The organism is Actinomadura latina NBRC 106108, assembly GCF_001552195.1.
Taxonomy (GTDB): domain Bacteria; phylum Actinomycetota; class Actinomycetes; order Streptosporangiales; family Streptosporangiaceae; genus Spirillospora; species Spirillospora latina.
Genome location: NZ_BCQS01000006.1, coordinates 105,193 through 127,156, shown reverse-complemented (window position 1 = coordinate 127,156; position 21,964 = coordinate 105,193). Strand labels below are relative to the sequence as shown.

Sequence of the window (21,964 nt, the reverse complement as noted above, 5' to 3'; positions counted from 1 at the left end):
TTACCGGCTGGTCACGTGCGCGGCGGCTCAGGGCTGCCGGGCGGCCAGCTCGCCGGCCTTCTTCTTGAAGTCGGGCCGCGCGAGCGGACGGGTCACACCGACCCAGTCCGACCGCTTGTAGGACTTCACGCCGATCGCCGGCACGCACGTCGAGCAGCTCGCCACGATCATTTTGCCCCTGCCGATGACCATCCCGACATGGCCGGGGCTGTCCGCCGACGTCCCCGGGCCCGAGTTGAAGAACACCAGGTCGCCGGCCTGCTCCCGGCCCTTGGCGATCTTCACTCCGAACGGCCACTGCTGGAACGTGGTGCGCGGGAGGTCCAGACCCACCTGCCGGTAGGCGGCCTGGATGAGGCTGGAGCAGTCCCACGCGTCCGGTCCGTTCGCGCCGAACACGTACGGCTTGCCGCGCTGCGCCAGCGCGAACCGGATGATCGTCTTGACGAGGTCGCCGATGTTCGCGGGCAGCTCGTTGTCCTCGCAGTTGACGCCGTTCGCCTGGACGACCTCGAACTCGCCGCCCGCGTAGCGCTTCGCCCAGTCGAGGACGAGGTCGACGTAGTCCGACGAGTGGTTGTACTGGAAGATCGCGGTCTTCATCCGCTGCGGGGCGCCGTTGTGCTTGAGGTAGGCGGCGGCGCTCGGGATCGCGTCCGCCGGGTCGTAGCGGTCCTTCTTGCCGTCCCTGTCGCCGTCGACGCCGAACTCCTTGAACGTCGCGGCAAGGAACTGCATCGGGCCGCCGGCGCCCGCGTAGTTCTCCCCGCTGCTGACGCCGGGGAGCGTCGACCGGCCGTGGTCGGTCTCGACTTTGCCGATGCCGGCCAGCACGTTCCACGGCATGCCGTACTTCTTGCCCGCCTCCTGGTACAGCTTCAGGTAGTTCACGGGGACGGCCTTGGCGTCGTCCGCCGCGGCGGGCTGCGCGCCGGCGCCGGCGACGTCCACGCAGTCGCCTCCGCCGCCGATCCCGCCGCCGAACATGAACTGGCTCGCGCCGAACAGGATCGGGACGAAGACTAGGGCGACGAACATGGTCGCGGCGACGCCCAGGCCGCCCGCGAAGAGCAACCGGCGCGGGCTCATCCGGTGTCACCCGCCTGGCCCGCGTCCGCGGGCGCGAACGAGTACACCTTCAGCGAGCCGCCGTCGCGGGCGACGGTCACCGCGTACTGCTTGCTCGCGGTGCTGTCCTTGCCGCCCTTGGTCAGCTGCTGGCGGCCCGTCACCAGGAAGATGACCGAGTTGTTCTCGATGGTGCGCACCTGGTCGAGGGACGCCGACCCCTGCGCGACGACCTGCTCGCGGCGGCGCTCCTCCAGCAGGCCCGGGGTCGCCGCGTTCCGTCCGAGCTGCTGCACCAGATCGCCGGTCGCCAGGCCGGACAGCCGCCCCATGTAGGTCTCGGGGGGCTCGTCGTAGCGGTACGTCTCGTAGGCGGTGACGAACCGCTGGGCCAGGTCCGCCGCCGTGGCGAACTCCTGCCGGGAGAACGGCAGCAGCCGGTAGATGTCGAAGTCGCCCGGGTTCACGGCGTTCTGGATGCCGGGCGGCGGGGACTGCGGGCCGGGCGACCCGGCCGTGGACGTGGCGCTCGGCCGCGCCTCCCGGGGGTCGTCGCCGTGGTCGGGGGTGGCGACGGTCAGGTAGACGCCGACGGCGGCGAGCACCACGACGAGCCCCGCGAACAGGAGCTTGCGCCGGCGGTCGTTCAGGTTCATCACTCGTCCCGTTCCGGCTCACCGGACGGACGGTCCACCGGGCGCAGCCAGAACGGGATCGGCGGGCCGTCCTCGGAGCCGCGCCGGCCCCACAGGGGCGGGGGCTGCCGCCGGCCGCCCGGGCCCTGCGCGGGCGGTGTCCCGTTCCCGTTGGAGGAGCCGCCGCGCTGCTTCGGCACGTTCGTCGCGGGCGCCCCGCCGCCGGAGCCTCCACCCGACCCGCCGGAACCGCCCGACCCGCCGGAGCCGCCGGACCCGCCGCTTGAGCCGCCGCCCGCACGGCCCCGTCCGCGTTCCACCGAACCGCCCGAACGGCCGCCGCCACCGAACCAGCCGCCGCCACCGCCGGAACCGCCACCAGAACCGCCGGAGCCACCGGAACCACCGCCGGAACCACCGCCGCCGCTGACGCCGCCGCCGTTACCGCCGCGTCCCGACCAGGTGGTCGGCCGGACGGTGCCCGCGCCGGGACCCGCACCGGACGACGGCTTCCCGCCGCCCGCCGCAGCGCCGGCGTCCGCGCCGGCACCCGCGCCGCCCTTCGCCACGGAAACGCCGCCCGGACGGGTCGTCGCCGCCGTCCCGCCGTCCGCCTGGCGGTCGCCGAGCGCGCCCGCGCGGGTCGGCAGGTTGAGCGGCGGCGCGCCCCGCCGGGACCGTCCCCGCGAAGCCGCCACGGCACCGCCCGCGCCGCGCGGCTTCGCCGCCAGCACCGGCGCCTCCTCCGGCGACGGGCCGTCGCCCGCTCCCGCGCCCGCCCGCCTGTCGGCGACGGCGACCGCCGTGCCGGGCACGACGTCGCCCTGCGTCGCGGGCGCCACGCCCTCGGACGTCGCCTCGCGCTTCGCCCACCGGGCCAGCCGGTACCCGGCGGCACCCGGTACGACGGCGCCCGCGACCCCGGTGGTGCTCCGGCGCGCCTCCGCGACCGACTTGTTGAGCTGCGCCTCGCTCTTCTCCCGCGACCCGACGGCCGAGTAGCCGACGGCGGAGAACAGGTGCTGGAACGGCTTGCGGTAGATGAACGCCGCGAACGTCACCAGCGCGATGAGCAGGACCTGCAGGCCCCAGGGCAGCGTCTCACCGAGGATCAGGCTGTACGCCCACAACAGCAGCGACAGGACGCCGATCAGCGCCGCCTGTTTGAGCAGCATGGACAGCAGGAGTTCGAGCCATCGGATGGCGATGACCCGTCCGATGCCCGGATGTATCCCGATCCCCAGGAAGATCGGCCCCGCGACGAGCAGCAGCAGGAACGCGATCTTCACGACGATCAGCGCGATCGCGATGACCATGATCAGCAGCCCCGCGACCAGCGCGGCGAACAGCCCGCCGAACGCGACCGCCAGCCGGTTCTGCCAGTTCTTCCCCTGATAGAGCGAGTACGTCTGCGGGTAGTTGTCCTTGATGTTCTTCGTGACGTCCTTGTAGGCGTCGGCCTTCTTGCCCAGGTCGACCTTGTTGCCGCCGTACGTCTCCGGAAGATCGACCGCCTGCGACCACAGCAGCTTGTCGGCGTTCTCCTTGACGATCTTGGCGTTGGGGTCGGTGGTGCCGAACTCGCCCTGCAGCCACGGCTTGCAGACGAGCGCCACCCACAGCCCGTTGGCGTTGCGGGTCGTCGCGTCCAGGTTCTGCGAGGTCGCCGGATCGGGCTTGCCGTCCGGCCTCGGTATACAGGTCCCGCCCTTGGTGTCGCTCTGCGGCAGGGCTGCGTTGAACGCGGCGCTGGTCGCCTCGGACGTCTTCGTCCCGAGCGTGGTGAAGTCGGCGGGGCGCGCGACCAGCCAGATGAGCGCCACCATCGCGGCGACCATCCAGATCACGCCCTCGGTGACCTTGCTCGCCCGCTTGCGGACCAGCCCCCACCAGGCGAGCCACATCGCGCCGAGGATGACCACCCACGACCAGTAGCGCGCGTTGAACGTCTTGCCGATGTTGCTGATGACGCCGTCGACGGTGTCCTTCAGCCAGCCGAGCAGCGAGTCGGACGCGGCGGCCTGGTAGATGCTGATCGTCGTCCGGTCGACCGCCCGGACGATGGTGAACGTGGTGTTGGCGAGGGCGTTGCCCATCAGCGCCATGCCGTCCGAGCAGCCCATGTCGACCGCGTACCACGTCTGCCCGGCCATGCCGAACCGGTCGTAGTACGTCAACTGCTCTACCGGGGTCTTCTGCAGCTTCTCGTTCGGGTAGTCGGGCGGCTTGATCAGCCCGTCCGTCCCGGACCCGTACTGCTCGGGGGCAGGGTTGTCCGCAGGGCGGCACGCGTCGTTGGGCGACGGGAAGATCGGGTTCGCGCCCGCCATCGGGGACAGCCCGACCATGAACAGCGCCATGAGGAACAGCACCACCGCGGAGCGGCGGGCGCGCGGGCGGCGCCGGTGGCGGCCGCGGCGGTCGAGGACCGCGCGGTCGAGCCCTTCTCCGGGCGAACGCTGCAGGCGCGCGTCCATCCGGTGGCGGGGAGCCCTCATCGACTGACCTCCTCGACCTCGGCCCCCGCGACGGTGAGTTCGGACGGGCCCGGACGTGACCGGGTCGGGTTGGTGTCCAGCCAACGCTGCAGTTCCTCGGAGATCAGGTCGACGCCGATGCGCCCCGCTCGGCCGTCGAGGTCACGGAAGATGCATTCGCCGTTGCCGAGGTTGCGCAGCACGGCCTTGTGCTCGTCGGACGCCTCGACGCCTAGCAGCGACATGACGTTGCCGACCTCGACCCGTTCGGTGGAACGGAACGAGAACACCGACGACAGGCAGTTCGTCACCTGTTCGTTCAGCAGGTCCCCCGCGTTCTGGGAGACCAGGATCAGGGCGGTGTTACGCGAGCGTCCCATGCGGGACACCTCCGGCACCAGCTTCGCGCCCTCGGGTGTCGAGGTGATCGCCCACGCCTCGTCCAGGAAGATCGCCTTGGGCAGCCGGCGGTCGAGGCCGTGCATGAGCCGCCGCGCGAACTGCGACACCAGGTACATCAGCGCCACCGACAGCCGCTGCTCGTAGGAGTAGTCCTCCCGCGACACGGCGACGTCGGGCAGGGTGAGGCCGCCGAGCGTGAACACCGTCGTCCAGCCCTCGGTGTCGATGCGCTCGCCGCCGGACGGGTCGAAGCACAGCCGCGCGAGCCGCATCTCCGACATGGAGCGCAGCACCGCGCCGAGGTTCTTGGACGCGGGGTCGTCCGCCGCTTCGAGGTGGTCGACGACGCGTCCGAGCGACGGGCGCTCCGCGTTGGCGACCGCGCCGACCGCCTGGATCATCGCGGACTCGCGCTCCTCCGACATCCGCGGCAGCAGCAGCCGCAGCGTCTCCGTCGCCATCGTCTTCATCGTCGCGAGGTCGTCGCCGAACGAGAACGGGTCGAGCAGGCCGGGCGCCGCCGAGCCGAGCGGCAGGATCCGCGCCTTCCTCCCCCGCGCCTTCAGCAGCTGGACGAGCGACTCGGCGTCGCCCTTCGGGTCGATCGCCGCGATCGTGACGCCGCGCAGCGCCATCTGGTAGATCAGCAGCAGCGCGAGCGTGGTCTTGCCGCCGCCGGGCTCGCCGGTGATCGCCACCGCGGTCGGGCGGTTCCGGGCCGCCGCGACCAGCGGGTCGAAGTGGACGATGGCCCTGGCCCGGCCGAGCGTCTCGCCGATGTAGGGGCCGATCCAGCCCTCCTGGTTCTCGTCCGGCCGGTCGCCGAGGTCGACGGTCGCGACCGGCATGCCGCCCGCGATCGTCCGCAGCGGCTGCCGCTGCGCGTACGCGTTCAGCCGGATCTGGTCGCCGGGCAGCGACTCCAGGAACAGCGAGAACTGGTCGCCGGTCGAGTTGACGACGTCGATGCCGATGTCGCGGTAGTGCTCCACGACCGCGTCCACCCGCTGGGCGAGCAGCTCCTCGGTCGGCGCCGACACGATCAGCCGGTTCCACCCGTACACGAACGGCAGCCGCTCCTTGGTGATGCCGTGCTCCAGCATCCGGGCGGCGTCGATCTGCTCGGCGAGCGCGATCGGCGCCTCCGCGCCCGCCTCCCGGATGTGCTGGTCCATGTCGCGGGCATGCGCGAGCTTCCGCGAGACGTCCTTGGACGCCTTCGCCGGCGGGATCAGCTTCATCCGCGCGCTGATCTCCACCGGGAACGGGAGGGCGTCGGCGTAGTGGAACCAGGGTTCGCCGTCCGGGAACGGCATCATGTCCGGGAACCGGGCGAACGACAGGTAGGCGACATACGACTCGGCCGTGGCGCTGCCGCCCGCGCCCGTGAAGTTGGGCTGCTCGATCCGCAGGTACGAGCGCCCGTTGTGGATGGCGCCCTCCACCAGCGACTCGATCTCGCCCTTGCCCCACGTCCTGCGCGCGACGGCGGACGGCGGCGGGTCGGCCAGCGACCCCGACACCGCGTGCTGGAACAACCACGCGACCTCGGTGGACGACGCGTGCCTCGCGTAGAGGGCCGAGCCGCCGAGAGCGCGGCCGACCCGTTCGGCCTGCTCCGTCCAGCGCGCGATCTCCTTCTTGTCGATCGCGTCGTCGTGCACGCCCAGCACGTTCTCGCTGCGCTTGTAGAACCCGAGCAGCTGCGACAGCACGCCACCGGACAGGTGCGCGCCCATGCCGCGCGGGCCGAGCCGGACGCCGAGGTAGACCTCCTTGGTCCAGAAGTCCTTCGCCCACACGTGCGCGTAGGTCTCCTCCAGGTACTCCCGCCACCCGGCGCCGCCGTCGGACGTCCGGTCCAGGGCCAGCGCCCACTCCGCCGCCGGATACGTCCGGTGCGCGATCCGCAGGTGCACCTCGGCGTCCTGCATCCGGATGCCCGCCAGCGCGATGGTGATGTTGGTGGCGAGCGCCTCCCGCTCCTCACCGGTGGTGAACTCGTACGACACCGTGGGCAGCCGGAAGTACGCCCAGGCGGCGCTGTCGGTGAACAGCACGCGGTCGTCGAAGTAGCGGACGGCCAGCCGGCTGGACTTGCTCATGCCGCCCTCCCGTCGCTCCCGACCAATGATTCTCCCGTCGCACGGGCGCCCGCGCAGGGTTGCCCGGGAGAGTCTTTGCGGTCCGGACGGACATGAACGTCGAACGCGTCCGCCAGCATGCCGGTCTCCGCTCGATGCCCGCGAGGGGCGCTCATCGGGTGGCCTCCTGCTCCTGCTGAATCTCCTGGTAACGCTCGGGCATGACGGTGAATCCGCCGGCGACCACACCGGCGAGGGCGAGATAGGCACGCCGCGTCGGCGTCCGCAACGACTTCAGCTCGTTGCGCGGCGCGCGGTCCATGCTCAGGTGATCATCCCACGGGATGCGCACGAGGGCCCGGCAACGCCCCCGCGCCACGGCCTCGGCCTGCTCGACGTCGTCCATGCTCCGGCGGCTCACCCCATTGATGACGGTCACCGCGCGGGACCGCAGCTCCTCGTAGCCGTGGCCGTCCAGCCACTCGAACGTCATGGCGACGGCGCGCGGCGCGTCCGCGCTGGCCGGCGCCACGAGGACGACCTGGTCCGCGTAAGGCAGCACCCGCGCGACGACCGCGGCCGCCGCGTCCAGCAGCGTCACCGAGTAGAACCTGTCGATGGTCCGGATCGCCAGCGCATAGTCCCTGTCGTCTAGCGCCTGCAGCGGATTCTTACCGGCCGCGATCACATCGAGCCCCGACTTGGCCTGCGACGTGTACCGCCTCATGGCGGTGAGGCTGCCGACCTGGTCAGCCCGGGTGATGAGCCCGGTGAGCGTCTCGTTGGTGTCGCTTCGCGTCCTGCGGGCCAACGCACCCGGCCCGGGATTCACGTCGATCGCGACGACGGGCTCCCCGTTGTGCTGCGCGAACGTGTGCCCCAGCATCAACGCGGTGACGGTCTGCCCGGCACCCCCGGTACATCCGAGCACCACCACATGCCGCGTCCCGTGGAAGGGCTGCTGAAGCCGCTGCTGGTACTCGGCGTCGACCTCGCCGTGCCCGCCCCCGACCGCATGGATGAGCCGCCGCAACCCGCCCGTCGTGACCTCGTGCTCAGGACCCGGCGGCGTGATCGCGGGACCGGACGGCGGCGGCGCGGGCGGCGGCGGAAGCGGCCGCGGCCGCACGGGCGACGCGGGCTGCGACCGGACCTCCCGCGGCGGCGCCTGCTCCTCCACCGGCGGTGCCTGTCCCTCCACCGGCAGTGCCTGTCCCTCCACCGGCAGTGCCCGCTCCTCCACCGGCGGGGCGGGCTCGGGCACCGCGGGCACCGGCTCGGCCGCCGGCCGCTGCGGCCTGGACAGCCCCTCCGACCACGGCCTGGGCGGCTCCCGGCGCGGCGCCGGCGGCTGCCCGAACGCCCCGGGCACCATCGGCACGTCCGGCCGCGTCACCGGCGGCCCCCACGGCGGCGGCGGAGGCGCGGGCGTCCTGGCCCCGGCGACCTTCCTGTCCCCGGGCTCCCCGCCACGCGCGCTTCCCCGCGCGCTCGCCTGCTGGGCCTCGCCTCGCGCGCCCTGCGCGGCCGGAGCCTCTGAGACCCGGCCTGCCACGGGGACGTCGGACGGGTCTTCCGTGCCAGGCATCTGCGGAGCGGCCGACTCGACGGGACTCACCGGCTGTGGCGCATCGGCTGCCGCGCCCTCCGAAGCAGGCACTCGCGCCCGTCCGGCCACGCGGACGTCGGGCGCGTCGGCCGTTCCCTCGGCGGCGGGTTGCGCACTCGCCCGCTGCGGCTCACCGGGCACGGCCTCCGGCGACCCGGGACCGGCCACGGGACCGGCCACACGACCGGCCACGCGACCGGCCACGCGGACGTCCGGCGGGTCGGCCGGCGCCTGCTCAGCGTCCGTCGAGACGTGTCCCCCCGGGTGGACGTCGGGCGAACCAGCCTGCGCGGGGTGTGGCTCGGACGGTGTCGCCGGGGGCTGGGGGGGCGGCTGTTGGGCGGCGCCCGCGTTCTGCGGGCGGGGGCCGTTGGCTATCTCCTCGGCGGTCCGGCGCAGGTCCTGCTGGGGGATGTCGGGGCGGGTGGGGGAGGCGGCCTGCCGGAACTCGGCGGGGGCGCCGGGGCGGCGGACGCCGGAGGCCAGGGCGCGCTCGCCCGAGCCCTCCAGCAGGGGGGTCGCCGGGGGACGCTCCATCTCGGCGGGGACGGGGAGGACGTCGTCCTCGTGGGAGATGTCGCGGGTGGTGCGGCGCCAGGGCTTGGGGGGTGCGGCCGGGCTCTGGGCGGCGTAGTCGACCAGGGGCGGGGCCGCCGCGGCGGTCGCGGGGCTTGGGAGCCGGACCGGGAGGGGGTCGGTTCGGGGGCCTGGCGGCGCTTGCGGTGGGCCTTGACGGCGGCACGTTCCATCGCGGCGGGGGCCTCCGCGCGGCGCCAGACGCGGGCGACGATCACCACTTCGCGGGGTTCGCGGATCGGGGTGAGGCGGCACCAGGTGCGGGGCTCGGCGAGGTAGCGGCTCTGGGAGAGCAGCAGCTCGGTGAGGCGCTTGCCCTCGATGACCGGGCGCGTCGCCATCCAGGTCAGGACGCCCGGCGGGACGATGTACAGGACGTGCCACGGCGACTCGAAGGGGATGCCGACGAGCCTGAGCAGCAGGATCCACGGCACGAACACGCCGAGGAACACGCCGATCTGGACGAGCGGCAGCGGCATCGGCAGCCGCAGGTCGTACAGCTTGTAGAGCCGCTTCTCGATGCGCCAGATGTTCGTGTACGTGGGTAGATCCACGCCCTACTCCCCTAACTGCGCTCCCTGTGGATCAGGAGACGTCCACACCGAGGGCCTTGGCGATCGCCTTGGCCGTGGTCTCGATGATGTTCGGCACGTAGAAGACCACTCCGATCCCGATCGCCAGCACGATGAATTGGACGAAGCGCGTGATCTCGCGGGTGAACAGGAAGAAGATCGCCACAATGGAGACGATCACGAGGAACAGCGGGCCGAATATCTGGCGGAGCCAATCGGCCAGCTGATCCGTCTTGAGTTCGTCGTTGGGCGCCGCCAGGATTTCGTGCGGAATCGACGCCATGAGGTGATGCAGCATCGACTGACTACCTTCCTAGGTCGGCGGACTCGGGGGTTGGGGTGTTCAATTCGCGGCCTCTCATGACGCGTTCGGTTCTGTGGTGCCGCGAATGTCGCGCACGAGCCAGGTCGTGCCCTTCTTGACCATGGCGAGCCGGTAGCTCTGCTCCAGCTCGCCGCCGCCGCCCCCGGCGGGCTGCCACACCACCGTCGCGGTGACGGTGCGCTCGCCCTCGGGGCCCTTCGCCGCGACGACCTCCTTGACCTGGACGAACGTGACGGAGTTGGCGAGGCCGGCGATGGTCGTCCCGTCGGAGAAGCGGGACAGGGCCTCCTGGTTGCCGGTCGCGTACTCCTGGAAGAAGGTGCCGAGGAACGGCTTGAGCTCGTTCTCGAGCGCGGTGTCGCGGTCGTCGACGCCGCCCTGCGGAAGCTGCGCCTTGGTCGGCGGGGGAAGCAGGGCGGGACGGGCGGACACGACCAGGGAGCCGCTCTTGTCGGCGTACACGGGAACGGCGAGACGCAGCCACCGGTCGGCGGTGCGGGCGAGGAGCGTCACGGTCGCGTTGCTGGCGTCGCGGGCGTCCACTCCGGCGACCTGGACGGACTGCACCTGCATCTTCCCGACGCCGTTCCAGCCGAATTGGGCGTCGGCGCCGTCGGGCAGGAAGGTGCGCAATTGCGCCTCGCGGGCGGGGGCGTTCTTCTGGTCGAAGTTGAGATACACGTTGGCGAACTGGAGGGCGAACGCGCCCGCGGCGCTGCTGGGGAACGCGGCGCTCTTCGGCGGCTTGGCCGCGGTCGCGCCCCCGCCGCCGCCGGACGAGTCGTCGGCGGTGAAGCGCTCGAACGGGGCGCGGACGCCGTTGACGAGGATGACGATGATCAGCGCCCACAGCACGGCGCGCCCGGCCCACACCCACCAGCGGCCGCCGGACCCGCCCCAGCGGCCGCCCCGCGGGCCGCCGCGGCCGGACCCGCCGCCGCGTCCGTTCCGCTCGGGCAGGTCCCACGAAGGGTCGGCGGAGGACGCGAGCGCCCGGCCGGGCGCCGCGGTCTCCTCGACTACGGCGGTGTCACGGCCGCGTCCCACGGCCGACCTGCGAGCCATCCTGCCTCCGCTCGCGCCTCGCCCCCGGTCGGCGCGGTCCTGTGCTGCCTGGTCATGTTCCGGTGGTTTTCCTGAACCCACCTCGGGCCCAGGGTAACCACGGGGGTCAATTGTTCCAGCGCATCGCAGCGAAGCACAGCCCCGGCGCGCGGTTGTGGATAATGCAATCCACCTCAGCAGGAACGGGGAAGATTGCCAAACGGTGACGATCCCCTATCCAAGGCTCCGAAGAGTGCGCAGGTCCAGGTTTCGGACAAGCAGCACGACTCGGTTGTTGCTTGGTTACCGGGTGACGGTGGCGGACGCCATCTGTTCCCGAAAGAAACCGACAATGTGCCGCATTCGCGACATCTCGCGCCAAAACACCCAGCTCAGTGGCCACATGGGCCCCGCGGCGACCCGCTGTTGCCAAAATCACACTGGTCACGGCCGTTGCCAGACGCCGGACCGCCGATCTCCGAACGCCGGGGCCGGGCGCCGCGGGGTCAGACGTTGAAGCGGAACTCCACGACGTCGCCGTCCTGCATCACGTACTCCTTGCCTTCCATCCGGACCTTGCCGGCGGTGCGGGCGGCGGCCATGGAGCCGGCCTCGACCAGGTCGCCGAACGACACGGTCTCGGCCTTGATGAAGCCGCGCTGGAAGTCGGTGTGGATCACGCCGGCGGCCTCCGGCGCGGTGGCGCCCCGGCGGATCGTCCAGGCCCGCGCCTCCTTGGGGCCGGCCGTCAGGTACGTCTGCAGGCCGAGGGTGCCGAACCCGATCCGGACGAGCTGCGACAGGCCCGACTCCTCCTGGCCCATGCCCTGCAGCAGTTCGAGCGCCTCGTCGTCCGGCAGCTCGATCAGCTCCGCCTCGATCTTGGCGTCCAGGAAGATCGCCTCGGCGGGGGCCACCAGGTCGCGCAGGCGCGCGCGCAGCGCCTCGTCCGTCAGCTCGCTCTCGTCGAGGTTGAAGACGTAGAGGAACGGCTTGGCGGTGAGCAGGTGCAGCTCCCGCAGGAGCGCCAGGTCGATGCCGGCCTTCTCCGCGCCGGCGAAGAGCGTGACGCCGTCGTCCAGCAGCTTCTGGGCGGCGTTGACGGCGTCGACGACGGCGAGCTTGTCCTTGTCCTTCTTGGTGCGGGCCTCCTTGTCGAGGCGCGGCAGCGCCTTCTCGATCGTCTGGAGGTCGGCCAGGATCAGCTCGGTGTTGATCGTCTCGATGTCGCGGGACGGGGCGACGTCGCCGTCCACGTGCGTGACGTCCGGGTCCTCGAACGCGCGGATGACCTGGCAGATCGCGTTGGTCTCGCGGATGTTGGCGAGGAACTTGTTGCCGAGGCCCTGCCCCTCGGACGCGCCCTTGACGATGCCCGCGATGTCGACGAACTCCATCGTCGCCGGGATGATCTTCTGCGAGCCGAAGATGTCCGCCAGCGTGCGCAGGCGCGGGTCGGGCACCCCGACCACGCCGACGTTGGGCTCGATGGTCGCGAACGGGTAGTTGGCGGCCAGGGCGTCGTTCTTGGTCAGCGCGTTGAACAGGGTGGACTTGCCGACGTTGGGCAGCCCGACGATTCCGATGGAGAGGCTCACGGCCGTCAAGTTTATGGGCGCGCGGGCACCCCTCGGGTTGTCCCGAAACTACGTCCGTCCCGCCGGATGTCCGGAACGCGGCGTCCGGGCGGTACCGGCGCGTCGCGGTCGCGCTTCGCCGCCGCGCTGCCACGATGAGCGGATGGACCTCGCGCTGTTCGCCGGCCTGCTCGTCGGCGCCGTCTTCGGCGCCGTCGCCGGGTACGCGCTCGCGACGGGCCGTCAGGCGAGCAGGCACGGCGCGCTGATCGCGCGGGCGCGTGCGGCCGAGGAGAAGCTCGCCTACGCCGAGGAGCGGATGGCCGAGCACTTCGAGACCCTGTCCGCGCGGGCGCTGGACGCCAGCAACCAGCGGTTCCTCGAGCTGGCGGACGCACGCCTCAAGGCGGCCGGGGTCGAGGCGGCGGGCGAGCTGCAGCGCCGCCAGCAGGCCGTCGAGCATCTGGTCGCGCCGCTCAAGGAGACGCTCGCCAAGGTGGAGGAGCAGCTCCGCGAGGTGGAGACGGGCCGCCGCGAGTCGCACGCGATGCTGGCCAAGCAGGTCGACTTCGTCCGGCAGAGCTCCGACCAGCTGCGCCGCGAGACGCAGTCGCTCGTCCGGGCGCTGCAGCGGCCCGAGGCGAGGGGACGGTGGGGCGAGCTTCAGCTCCGCCGGGTCGTGGAGCTGGCGGGCATGGCGCACCACTGCGACTTCGACGAGCAGGCGAGCGCCTTCACGGCCGACGGCACCGTGCGCCCCGACATGGTGGTGCGGCTGGCCGGCGGCAAGAGCATCGTGGTCGACTCGAAGGTCTCCCTGGCCGCCTACCTTCAGGCCGCCGAGAGCGGCGACCCCGTCCGGCTGGACGCGCACGCACGCCACCTGCGCGACCACGTCGAACGCCTGGCGGCCAAGTCGTACTGGCAGGCGTTCAGCCCGGCACCGGAGTTCGTGGTCCTGTTCATCCCCGGCGAGGCGTTCCTCGCGCCCGCGCTCGACCGCGACCCCGGCCTACTGGAGTACGCGATGCGGCGGCGCGTGCACATCGCCACGCCGACCACCCTCATCACGATGCTGCGGACGGCGTCCTACGCGTGGCAGCAGGCCGCGCTCTCACAGAACGCCCGCGCGGTCTTCGAGCTGGGCAAGGAACTGTACGAGCGGCTGGGCACGATGGGGCAGCACGTCGACGAACTGGGCCGCGCGCTGACCGGAGCCGTCAAGTCCTACAACCGGACGGTCGGATCGCTGGAAACGCGCGTGCTCGTCAGCGCCCGCAAGCTGAACGAACTGGGCGTGGTCGACGACGGCCTGGACGGTCCGCACCCCGTGGAGGAGAGCCCCCGCGCGCTCTCCGCGGCCGAGCTGACCGCGGCGGACCGCCTCCCCGACGACGAAGACGCTCAGCCCGACCCGGCCGCGGACGCGGTAGGTTTCGGCGCACAGGCCGTCCCCGAGCAGATCGACCGGCGCGACCCGCACGAGCGGAGCGGACCGGGGGGTCTGGGGGGCCGGCCCCCCACTGCGAGAGGGTGGCGATGAGTTCATCGACGGTACGCGGTGCGCCCGGCGGCGCCTCGCCGGCTCCGGGGGGTTCAGTGGGACGTCAGCACGGCGCCGCCGCGCCGCGTTCGCGCTCGGCCGGGGGGAGCCCGGTCACGCTGACCGGACGCGGCGGCATCGTCGTCATGTTCGCCACCGGGGTCGTATGCGGGCTGCTGTCGCACTGGTTCGGGGTGCCGCTGCTCGCCGGGGCCGGGTTCGCGATCGGCTGCGCGCTCGCCGCGTTCGCGACGCGTCCCGCCGATCTGCTCACGCTCGTCGTCAGCCCGCCGCTGATGTTCTTCGCCGCCACGTTCACGGTGGTGTTCGCCACCACGCTCGGGCAGGGCTCGCTGCTGCGCGGCGTCACGGTCGGCGTCCTGACCGCGCTCGCGGCCACCGCGCCGTGGCTGTTCTTCGGCACGCTGCTGGTGCTGGTGATCTGCCTGGCGCGGGGCCTCATGACCAACGTCCGCGAACTGCGGGACAAGCTCGTCGGGGTGCGTCTCTTCGAGAAGGAGGAGAACGAGAACCCCGTCCGGTGGGACGAGTCCCCGACCACGACGCAGGAGCGCCGTCTCCATCACGGCGAGGTCGACTAGACCCGCGTGATCCGAACCGGGGTGAGTTAGACCGGGTCACTTAGACCGGGGTGACGCGGAGGTCCTTGCGGAGTTCCTTCGGCAGGGAGAAGCGCATGCGCTCCTCCACGGACTCGATCTCCTCCGCCTCCCCGAAGCCCCGCGCGGCGAGCCAGGCCAGGACCTCCTGGACCAGCTCGTCCGGGACGGAGGCGCCGCTGGTGACGCCGACGGTGGTGACGCCCTCCAGCCAGGCCGGGTCGATGTGCTCGGCGTAGTCGACGAGGTAGGCGTTGTCCGCGCCGTGCTCCTTGGCGACCTCGACCAGCCGCACGGAGTTGGAGGAGTTGGAGGAGCCGACCACGATGACGAGCTGCGACTGCGCCGCCATCTCCTTCACGGCGACCTGCCGGTTCTGGGTGGCGTAGCAGATGTCGTCGGACGGCGGGTCCATCAGCTTGGGGAACCGCTCGCGGAGCTTCTCGACGGTGGCGATGGTCTCGTCGACCGAGAGTGTGGTCTGCGACAGCCACGCGACCTTCTCGGGGTCGCGGACGGTCACGTTGGCGACGTCGCCGGGGCCGTCCACGAGGTGGATGTGTTCGGGGGCCTCGCCGGTGGTGCCGATGACCTCCTCGTGGCCCTCGTGGCCGATGAGCAGGATGTCGTAGTCCTGGGCGGCGAAGCGGATCGCCTCCTTGTGCACCTTCGTGACCAGCGGGCAGGTCGCGTCGATGGTGCGCAGGTCGAGGCCCTCGGCCTCCTCGTGCACGACGGGCGCGACGCCGTGCGCGGAGAACACCACGATCGACCCCTCGGGGACCTCGTCGGTCTCCTCCACGAAGATCGCGCCGCGTTCCTCCAGCGTCTTCACGACATGGACGTTGTGGACGATCTGCTTGCGGACGTAGATCGGCGCCCCGTACTTCTCCAAGGCGATCTCGACCGTCTGGACGGCGCGGTCGACGCCCGCGCAGTAACCACGCGGCTTGGCGAGCAGGACACGGCGCTGGCTGTTGGCGGTCATGGCTCCATCGTACGAGTGGCCGGCGCGTACGTGTGACCCGGCTGTGACCCACTCCACGGCGGCTTTGGACAGAATTCCATCAACCCGGGGAGACCCCGATCGCGCGCATGGGGCAGAGTGGGTGGTCACGAGACGAGGCAGGAAGAGGAAGAGTCGATGACGAAATCGCCGCGCCGCCTCAAGGAGCAGGTCCAGGACTCGGTGGGCGAGCAGGTTCGCGATCTCCCGCTGCACGCCGTCCGGCTGGCCATGTTCGGCGTCGGCCGGGCGCTGCTGCTCGGCGACCGGTTGACCCGGGACTACAAGGAGATCACCGAGGGCGGCGGCGTGAAGCCGGTGCTCGGGCGGTGGCGCGACGACGTCCAGCACACGGCCGGGAAGGTCGTCGGGCGCGTCGCCGAGCGGGTGCGCGGCGAGGAGCCGGAGCCCGAGCCCGAGCCCGTCCGCCGGACCCGCCCCGCGGGACGGACCGCCGCCGCGCGCTCGGCCAGTGCGGAGATCTCGGTCGGGAAGCCCGGCGCCGGGACCCGGCACGCGCCGAAGCACGCCCGGCCCGGAGCGCCACCGAAGCCGGCCAGGCCCGGCGCGCTGGGGCGCCGGCACGCCGGCTCAGGGGGCGAGCAGGGGCCCGCGGGCGAGGGGGCGCCGGTCGCCGAGCCCGCGCCGAAGCCGGTGCCGTCCGCGCCGAAGCCGGAGCCCGCACCGCAGGCGGAGCCCGCGCCGAGCCCGAAGGCGGCCAAGCCTGAGCCCGTGCAGCCCGAGCCCGCCGGGCAGGTGGAGCCGAAGCCGATCGCGGAGGTCGCGCCCGTGCAGCCCGCTGAGGTGGAGCTCACCGAGGCGACGGACGAGGCGACGGAGAAGGCGGTCGCCAAGGACGAGCAGGCGTTCGAGCCGAAGCCCGAGAACAAGCCGGCGGCGCCGGCGGAGGCCGCGCACATCGCGGAGGACCTCCCGGTCCCGAACTACGACACCGCGACGCTGCCGCAGCTGCGCGCGCGCCTGCGCGGCCTGTCCGTCGAGCAGGTGAAGCTGCTGCGCGAGTACGAGCGCAAGCACGCCGCCCGCGAGGACGTCATCCGCATGTACGAGCGCCGCATCGCCAAGCTGAACGGCCTCAGCTGACACCGGGACCGACACGGCAGAGCCCCCGGCCGGTCCGGGGGCTCTGCCGTCTCAGGGCCCACTGAGGAGCTTGTCGAAGGCGGGCAGCGCCGCCGCGACCTGGGCGCGCTCCTCGTCCGTCAGGCTCGCGAGCCGCTCGCTGAGGAACGCGAGCCGGCGCTCCCGCCCGTCGGTCAGCCGGTCGCGGCCCGCCGCGGTGAGCCGGGCCGTGACGACGCGGGCGTCGGTGCCGTCCCGGCCGCGGGTGATGAGCTCGTCGCGTTCGAGCCGGTTGATCTGGGCGGTCATGGTCGGCAGCCGGACGCCGTGCTCGGCGGCCAGCTCGGTCATCCGGCGCGGCCCGTGCTCCAGCGAGCCGAGCACGGACAGCTGCTGTGGCGTGACCGGCTGGTCGGCGCCGACCTGCCGCAGCATCAGCACCACGTGGCGCAGGCGCAGGTTGAGCTGTTCGGCGAGCTCGCGTTCGGATGCGGTCACGATCACTCTCCTCAGGGCCGAGTAGTTGACTAGTGTTCCTGCATGGCGATGGAGACCACGGCCGAATCCCCGGTTCCGGTGCGGACGGTTCTGCAGGCGGTGAGCGGCTGGATCGGCAAGCTCGGCCGCATCTGGGTCGAGGGCCAGATCACCGATCTCAACGCCCGGGGCGGGACGGTCTACATGACGCTCCGCGACCCGGTGGCGAACATGTCGGTGCGGGTCGTCGGGCCGCGCGCGGTGTTCGAGGCGGCCGGTCCGGCGGTGACGGACGGCGCGCGCGTCGTGGTGCACGCCAAGCCGGACTTCTGGATCAACCGGGGGACGTTCTCGCTCAGCGTCCTGGAGATCCGGCCGGTCGGGGTCGGGGAGCTGCTGGCCCGGCTGGAGCGGCTGAAGCAGGTGCTGGCCGCCGAGGGGCTGTTCCGGCCGGAGCGCAAGCGGCCGCTGCCGTTCCTGCCCGGGAAGATCGGGCTGATCTGCGGGCGCGACTCCGACGCCGAGCACGACGTCCTGCAGAACGCCCGGCGGCGCTGGCCCGCGGTCGCGTTCCGGGTGGAGAACACCGCGGTGCAGGGCTCGTACGCGGTCGGCGAGGTCATGGAGGCGCTGCGGACGCTCGACGCCGATCCCGAGATCGATGTGATCATCATCGCGCGCGGCGGGGGCGCGATGGAAGACCTGCTGCCGTTCTCGGACGAGGCGCTCGTGCGCGCGGTGTCCGCGGCCCGCACCCCGGTGGTCAGCGCGATCGGCCACGAGCAGGACGCCCCGATCCTGGACCTGGTCGCGGACGTGCGGGCCTCGACGCCGACGGACGCGGCGAAGAAGGCCGTGCCGGACGTTCGAGAGCAGCTCCAGCTCGTCCGGCAGCTGCGCGACCGGGGGCGGCGCTGCCTGGCGGGGGCCGTCGACCGGGAGCTGGCGTGGCTGAAGGCGGTCCGGTCGCGGCCCGCGCTGGCCGACCCGGTGCGGGAGATCGAACGGCAGTCCGAGCAGGTCGCGGCGCTCCGCGACCGGGCGCGGCGGTGCCTGTCCGGGGCGCTGGACCGGACCGGGGACGAGCTTTCGCACACCCGCGCCCGGCTGCTGGCCCTCTCTCCCGCCGCGACGCTGGAGCGCGGCTACGCGATCGTCCAGCGGGAGGGCGGGGCGGTCGTGCGGGAGTCGGCGGCCGTCAAGGACGGGGAGCGCCTGCACGTCCGGCTGGCCGATGGGCGCCTCGGCGTGCACGTGACCGACCGCGAGACGTCCTAGGGTGGGGCAGGTGGCGGACGACAAGGGGACGGCGGAGAAGCCGTCGTACGAGCAGGCACGGGACGAGCTGACCGAGGTCGTCAAGCGGCTGGAGGCCGGCGGCCTGACGCTGGAGGAGTCGCTCGGCCTGTGGGAGCGCGGCGAGAAGCTCGCCGCGGTCTGCGAGGAGTGGCTGGAGGGCGCCCGCGCGCGGCTCGCCGCCGCCCTCGACCGGCCCGGGAACGGCGGCGAGGCGGCCCCGTTCTGACGGTCAGGAGCCCGGGGTCGGGGGCGGCAGCGTCGCGCCGTCCCTGCTCTGCGGCTTGAGCGACGCCGCGAGGACCGCCAGCTCCTGGTAGGACGCGGTGCCGGTCACGACGATGCTGACGCCGTCCGGCAGGGTGCGGGCGAGGGAGTTCGCCCTCTTGTCCTTGCGGTGGTACTTCGTCCAGGTGACGCCGTCGACCTGCTGCGTCCCGGTCGGCGTGCTGCTGTTCGTCATGCGCGGGACGTACTCGGACGCCTTCTCGTTGCTCTGCTCCAGCGCAGCGTACTCGTCGCTCGGCGTCACGAACCCGAGGTGCCACGCGACGGGCTCCTTGCCGCCGGACTCCAGCCCGTGCAGCCGGGAGCTGTTCGGACGCCAGGCGGCGGGCAGCCCCACGGGCGCGTACACGGTGTAGGGCGCGTCGCTGCGCATCGCCCACAGCTGCGAGCCGTAGTCGACGGTCGGCAGGACCTCCTTGCCGCCGCCGCGGGGCGACACGATGTAGACCGCCAGCACCAGCAGCAGGCACGCGGCCATCGCGATGGCGAAGCCGCCGAGCCCCGTCGTCAGCCGCTTGTGCACCGCGGGACTGACCTGGACGGCCGGCCGCCCGGCCGGGGCGTCCTGAACCTCCTGGGCGTCCGCGGACTCCTGAACGGAGGCGGGCTCCTGAACGGAGGCGGGCTCCTGAACGGAGGCGGGCTCCTGAACGGAGGCGGGCTCCTGATCGGCGGCTGTCTCCTGGGCGGGAGGGGTCTTGTCGGTCACCCCTCCAGGATCCCCCACGGTCAGCGCTGCTCCGTACGGGGGTTGCGGATCGTGCCGACGATGCCCATGATCTCGTCGGCGAGGCGGCGGGCGGCGTCCTCGTCGTCCAGCAGTGAGATCTCGGACACGGCGCCCGCCATCGCTCCGGTCAGCACGGTGACGAGGGCCTCGTCGACGCCGCCGTCGGCGGTGTGGAACAGCGCGGCGTTGCGGCGCGCCCACTTGTTGAGCCGCTGCCGCATGACGCGGTCGAATCCGGGCGGGCCGTCGCCGGAGATGAACAGCCGGGCGACGGCGCGGTCGTCCAGGCAGCCGCTCAGGTAGGCGCCGGCACCGGCGATGAACTGCCGCATGGGGTCGGTCTCGCCGGCCTCCCGGACGGCGCTGATCGCCTCGCGGGTGCGCTCCTGCTGGCGGCCCTGGAAGTCCTCGAACAGCGTGAGGTACAGGTCCGCCTTGCCGTTGAAGTGGTGGTAGAGGCTGCCGACGCTGGCGCCCGCCTTGGCGACGATGTCGGTCACCGCCGCCTGGGCGAACCCGGACGCGCAGAAGACGTCCCGCGCCGCGGCCAGCAGGGCGCCGCGCGTGGCGGCCCCGCGGTCGGAGGTCCGTGCGTGGCCTCCGGCGGGCCGCGCGCCCCCGTTCTGTGCCACCTCGCCGGACGAGACGTCGATGTCGCTGCTCATGACGCCAGAGATTACGCCCTCTCCCATGGGGAAACGATCCCTTGCCCGCGTGACCGTCAAATCCGGGCGCCGCGCGGGGCTGGTACCACGGGTGCCGGTACGATCCGTGCGCGCGGCTGGTCTGGTCCAATTTGTGGCTCACCGTCCGGTCCACGGAGAATCCGAGGCACCACCGACCGAAGGGGCTGCCCCGTCATGTCCGACGAGACCACCGTTTCCTCTCCGCTCACGACCGAGCCGGAGGCCCCGGACCGCAACCTCGCGATGGAGCTGGTCCGCGTCACCGAGGCCGCCGCCATGGCAGCGGCCCGCTGGGTCGGCCGCGGCGACAAGAACGGCGCCGACGGGGCCGCCGTGAACGCCATGCGCCAGCTGATCAACACGGTGTCCATGCAGGGCGTCGTCGTGATCGGCGAGGGCGAGAAGGACCACGCGCCGATGCTGTTCAACGGCGAGCTGGTCGGGGACGGCTCCGGCGCCGAGTGCGACGTCGCGGTCGACCCGGTGGACGGGACGCGGCTGACCGCGCTCGGCATGAACAACGCGATCGCGGTGCTGTCGGTGGCGCCGCGCGGGTCGATGTTCGACCCGTCCGCCGTGTTCTACATGGAGAAGCTGGTGACCGGCCCGGAAGCGGCGGACGTCGTCGACATCGAGCGCCCGATCGCCGACAACATCCGCGCGATCGCCCGCGCGAAGGGCTCCTCGCCGCACGACGTGACCGTCTGCATCCTGGACCGCCCGCGGCACGAGGGCATCGTGCGGGAGGTCCGCGAGGCCGGGGCGCGGATCAAGTTCATCCTGGACGGCGACGTGGCCGGCGCGATCATGGCGTCCCGGCCGGGTACCGGCGTCGACCTGCTGCTCGGCATCGGCGGCACTCCGGAGGGCATCATCGCGGCGTGCGCGATCAAGGCGCTCGGCGGGGTGATCCAGGGCCGGCTGTGGCCGCAGGACGACGAGGAGAAGCAGAAGGCGCGGGACGCCGGGCACGAGCTGGGCCGGGTGCTGACCACCGACGACCTGGTGACGTCCGACGACGTGTTCTTCGCCGCGACCGGGATCACCGACGGGGAGCTGGTGGACGGCGTCCGCTACAGCAAGGGGACGGCGGTCACGCACTCGCTGGTCATGCGCTCGCGCAGCGGGACGATCCGGACGATCTCCAGCGAGCACCAGCTGGGCAAGCTCCGCGCCTACAGCGCGATCAACTTCGACACGGCGGTCTAGCGGCCCCGGCCGAGCCGGCCGCGGACGCGGCTGCGCAATGACCGCTTCGGCGCGCGGGCGCGCACCGAGCCGAAGATCATCGTGCCGCCGACCTCGACCGTGGGCCCGTCCTGGGCGGGACGGGCCCGCAGGTCGCGGGTGCTGAGGATGGTGCGGCCGGTGACGCTGACGCTGACGCCCTCCGGCACGATCAGCCGGATCCGGCCGCCGAGCACGAGCGTGTCGACCACGATGTGGCGGCGCTGCAGGACGGCCTCGCGCAGGTCGAGGTCGACCGTGCCGAAGAGGGCGAGGATCGGCAGCTTCACCGGGACGACCCAGCGTCCCTCCCGGCGGGTGCGGCCGAAGAAGACCGAGACGGGGCGGTCGTCCACGAGAATGGGCTGCGCCTCCTCGGGGCTGAGGTCGCCGGTGAGGCCGGTCAGCTCGCCCAGGGTGCGGGCGGCGTAGGCGCGGGAGGTGCGCTCGGAGTGCTCCTCCACGGTGAGCCGTCCGTCCGCGTAGGCCTCGCCCAGGACGGCGGCGACGCGTTCCCGGTCGGCGTCGGACGCGCGCAGGTCGCGCACGCGGGTGACCTTCTCGGAGGCCGGGCGATGGGGGACGTCCACAGTTAGAGATTAGCCCGCGCCCGGAAGGACACCGCGCGAAAACCTGTGG

The 21,964-nt window shown here is 72.4% G+C and carries 20 protein-coding genes; 6 read left to right on the top strand and 14 right to left on the bottom strand.

Going from position 1 to position 21,964, the window contains the following annotated elements; genetic code table 11:
- Window positions 1-27: 27 nt before the first annotated feature.
- From AL2_RS11230 to ychF, 9 genes are all read right to left on the bottom strand, one after another.
- Window positions 28-1,089, bottom strand: a complete 1,062-nt coding sequence (locus AL2_RS11230; protein WP_067632788.1) for a C40 family peptidase — start codon at window positions 1,087-1,089, stop codon at window positions 28-30.
- A complete protein-coding gene (locus AL2_RS11225; protein WP_067632786.1) occupies window positions 1,086-1,724 on the bottom strand; it encodes a hypothetical protein in 639 nt (212 codons plus the stop codon). The genes AL2_RS11230 and AL2_RS11225 overlap by 4 nt, the downstream gene beginning before the upstream one ends.
- On the bottom strand, window positions 1,724-4,201 hold the full coding sequence (locus tag AL2_RS11220; protein ID WP_067632784.1) for a type IV secretion system protein: 2,478 nt from the start codon (window positions 4,199-4,201) through the stop codon (window positions 1,724-1,726). Before AL2_RS11220 ends, AL2_RS11225 begins: the two co-directional genes overlap by 1 nt.
- Window positions 4,198-6,687: an ATP-binding protein gene (locus AL2_RS11215; RefSeq protein WP_067632782.1), complete on the bottom strand. Its 2,490-nt coding sequence runs from the start codon at window positions 6,685-6,687 to the stop codon at window positions 4,198-4,200. The genes AL2_RS11220 and AL2_RS11215 overlap by 4 nt, the downstream gene beginning before the upstream one ends.
- 151 nt (window positions 6,688-6,838) lie before the next feature.
- Window positions 6,839-8,062, bottom strand: a complete 1,224-nt coding sequence (locus tag AL2_RS37360) for a MinD/ParA family ATP-binding protein (RefSeq protein ID WP_157438099.1) — start codon at window positions 8,060-8,062, stop codon at window positions 6,839-6,841.
- 587 nt (window positions 8,063-8,649) lie between these two features.
- Entirely contained in the window at window positions 8,650-9,405 is a 756-nt protein-coding gene (locus tag AL2_RS36215; RefSeq protein WP_083946404.1) for a conjugal transfer protein, read from the bottom strand.
- Window positions 9,406-9,436: 31 nt separating this feature from the next.
- On the bottom strand, window positions 9,437-9,706 hold the full coding sequence (locus AL2_RS11195; protein WP_245666569.1) for a hypothetical protein: 270 nt from the start codon (window positions 9,704-9,706) through the stop codon (window positions 9,437-9,439).
- A gap of 75 nt (window positions 9,707-9,781) precedes the next feature.
- Window positions 9,782-10,813: a conjugal transfer protein gene (locus AL2_RS11190; protein ID WP_067632773.1), complete on the bottom strand. Its 1,032-nt coding sequence runs from the start codon at window positions 10,811-10,813 to the stop codon at window positions 9,782-9,784.
- Between the two features lie 485 nt (window positions 10,814-11,298).
- Window positions 11,299-12,390 carry a redox-regulated ATPase YchF gene (gene ychF / locus AL2_RS11185; RefSeq protein ID WP_067633108.1) on the bottom strand — a complete coding sequence of 364 codons (1,092 nt, stop codon included), beginning with the start codon at window positions 12,388-12,390 and terminating at the stop codon, window positions 11,299-11,301.
- A gap of 142 nt (window positions 12,391-12,532) precedes the next feature.
- Between ychF and AL2_RS11180 the strand changes: the two genes are divergently transcribed.
- Together AL2_RS11180 and AL2_RS11175 are read left to right on the top strand one after the other, a co-directional pair.
- Window positions 12,533-13,912 (top strand): DNA recombination protein RmuC, encoded by a 1,380-nt coding sequence (locus tag AL2_RS11180; protein ID WP_083946403.1) that lies wholly within the window; start codon window positions 12,533-12,535, stop codon window positions 13,910-13,912.
- A gap of 56 nt (window positions 13,913-13,968) precedes the next feature.
- Window positions 13,969-14,514 carry a DUF6542 domain-containing protein gene (locus AL2_RS11175; protein ID WP_067632771.1) on the top strand — a complete coding sequence of 182 codons (546 nt, stop codon included), beginning with the start codon at window positions 13,969-13,971 and terminating at the stop codon, window positions 14,512-14,514.
- Between the two features lie 40 nt (window positions 14,515-14,554).
- Here AL2_RS11175 and AL2_RS11170 read toward each other — a convergent pair whose 3' ends face one another.
- Window positions 14,555-15,520 (bottom strand): 4-hydroxy-3-methylbut-2-enyl diphosphate reductase, encoded by a 966-nt coding sequence (locus AL2_RS11170; RefSeq protein ID WP_067632769.1) that lies wholly within the window; start codon window positions 15,518-15,520, stop codon window positions 14,555-14,557.
- A 156-nt stretch (window positions 15,521-15,676) separates the two neighbouring features.
- Here AL2_RS11170 and AL2_RS39740 point away from each other — a divergent pair, with 156 nt between their 5' ends.
- Window positions 15,677-16,642, top strand: a complete 966-nt coding sequence (locus tag AL2_RS39740) for a DUF8129 domain-containing protein (RefSeq protein ID WP_067632768.1) — start codon at window positions 15,677-15,679, stop codon at window positions 16,640-16,642.
- Between the two features lie 51 nt (window positions 16,643-16,693).
- Here AL2_RS39740 and AL2_RS11160 read toward each other — a convergent pair whose 3' ends face one another.
- Window positions 16,694-17,119, bottom strand: a complete 426-nt coding sequence (locus tag AL2_RS11160; RefSeq protein ID WP_245666544.1) for a MarR family winged helix-turn-helix transcriptional regulator — start codon at window positions 17,117-17,119, stop codon at window positions 16,694-16,696.
- Between the two features lie 42 nt (window positions 17,120-17,161).
- Here AL2_RS11160 and xseA point away from each other — a divergent pair, with 42 nt between their 5' ends.
- Together xseA and AL2_RS11150 are read left to right on the top strand one after the other, a co-directional pair.
- Window positions 17,162-18,376 (top strand): exodeoxyribonuclease VII large subunit, encoded by a 1,215-nt coding sequence (gene xseA / locus AL2_RS11155; protein ID WP_067632765.1) that lies wholly within the window; start codon window positions 17,162-17,164, stop codon window positions 18,374-18,376.
- Between the two features lie 10 nt (window positions 18,377-18,386).
- Window positions 18,387-18,623: an exodeoxyribonuclease VII small subunit gene (locus AL2_RS11150; RefSeq protein WP_067633090.1), complete on the top strand. Its 237-nt coding sequence runs from the start codon at window positions 18,387-18,389 to the stop codon at window positions 18,621-18,623.
- Between the two features lie 3 nt (window positions 18,624-18,626).
- Here the strand turns inward: AL2_RS11150 and AL2_RS11145 are convergent, their stop codons facing one another.
- Together AL2_RS11145 and AL2_RS11140 are read right to left on the bottom strand one after the other, a co-directional pair.
- Window positions 18,627-19,391 carry a DUF4245 domain-containing protein gene (locus tag AL2_RS11145; protein WP_083946402.1) on the bottom strand — a complete coding sequence of 255 codons (765 nt, stop codon included), beginning with the start codon at window positions 19,389-19,391 and terminating at the stop codon, window positions 18,627-18,629.
- A gap of 20 nt (window positions 19,392-19,411) precedes the next feature.
- Window positions 19,412-20,077 (bottom strand): TetR/AcrR family transcriptional regulator, encoded by a 666-nt coding sequence (locus AL2_RS11140; protein WP_083946401.1) that lies wholly within the window; start codon window positions 20,075-20,077, stop codon window positions 19,412-19,414.
- A gap of 195 nt (window positions 20,078-20,272) precedes the next feature.
- On the opposite strand from AL2_RS11140, the gene glpX reads away from it, so the two are divergent.
- Entirely contained in the window at window positions 20,273-21,307 is a 1,035-nt protein-coding gene (glpX, locus tag AL2_RS11135; RefSeq protein ID WP_067632764.1) for a class II fructose-bisphosphatase, read from the top strand.
- On the opposite strand, the gene AL2_RS11130 is transcribed toward glpX, so the two are convergent.
- Window positions 21,304-21,915 (bottom strand): DUF1707 SHOCT-like domain-containing protein, encoded by a 612-nt coding sequence (locus AL2_RS11130; RefSeq protein ID WP_083946400.1) that lies wholly within the window; start codon window positions 21,913-21,915, stop codon window positions 21,304-21,306. The two genes, glpX and AL2_RS11130, sit on opposite strands and share 4 nt — an antisense overlap.
- Between the last annotated feature and the right edge of the window lie 49 nt (window positions 21,916-21,964).

Coding starts and splice junctions, on each gene's coding strand:
- AL2_RS11225 (WP_067632786.1), bottom strand. CDS start 1,724: ATGAACCTGAACGACCGCCGGCGCAAGCTCCTGTTCGCGGGGCTCGTC.
- AL2_RS39740 (WP_067632768.1), top strand. CDS start 15,677: ATGACGAAATCGCCGCGCCGCCTCAAGGAGCAGGTCCAGGACTCGGTG.
- xseA (WP_067632765.1), top strand. CDS start 17,162: ATGGCGATGGAGACCACGGCCGAATCCCCGGTTCCGGTGCGGACGGTT.
- AL2_RS11215 (WP_067632782.1), bottom strand. CDS start 6,687: ATGAGCAAGTCCAGCCGGCTGGCCGTCCGCTACTTCGACGACCGCGTG.
- glpX (WP_067632764.1), top strand. CDS start 20,273: ATGTCCGACGAGACCACCGTTTCCTCTCCGCTCACGACCGAGCCGGAG.
- AL2_RS11170 (WP_067632769.1), bottom strand. CDS start 15,520: ATGACCGCCAACAGCCAGCGCCGTGTCCTGCTCGCCAAGCCGCGTGGT.
- AL2_RS11195 (WP_245666569.1), bottom strand. CDS start 9,706: ATGGCGTCGATTCCGCACGAAATCCTGGCGGCGCCCAACGACGAACTC.
- AL2_RS11140 (WP_083946401.1), bottom strand. CDS start 20,077: ATGAGCAGCGACATCGACGTCTCGTCCGGCGAGGTGGCACAGAACGGG.
- AL2_RS11180 (WP_083946403.1), top strand. CDS start 12,533: ATGGACCTCGCGCTGTTCGCCGGCCTGCTCGTCGGCGCCGTCTTCGGC.
- AL2_RS11220 (WP_067632784.1), bottom strand. CDS start 4,201: ATGAGGGCTCCCCGCCACCGGATGGACGCGCGCCTGCAGCGTTCGCCC.
- AL2_RS11190 (WP_067632773.1), bottom strand. CDS start 10,813: ATGGCTCGCAGGTCGGCCGTGGGACGCGGCCGTGACACCGCCGTAGTC.
- AL2_RS11230 (WP_067632788.1), bottom strand. CDS start 1,089: ATGAGCCCGCGCCGGTTGCTCTTCGCGGGCGGCCTGGGCGTCGCCGCG.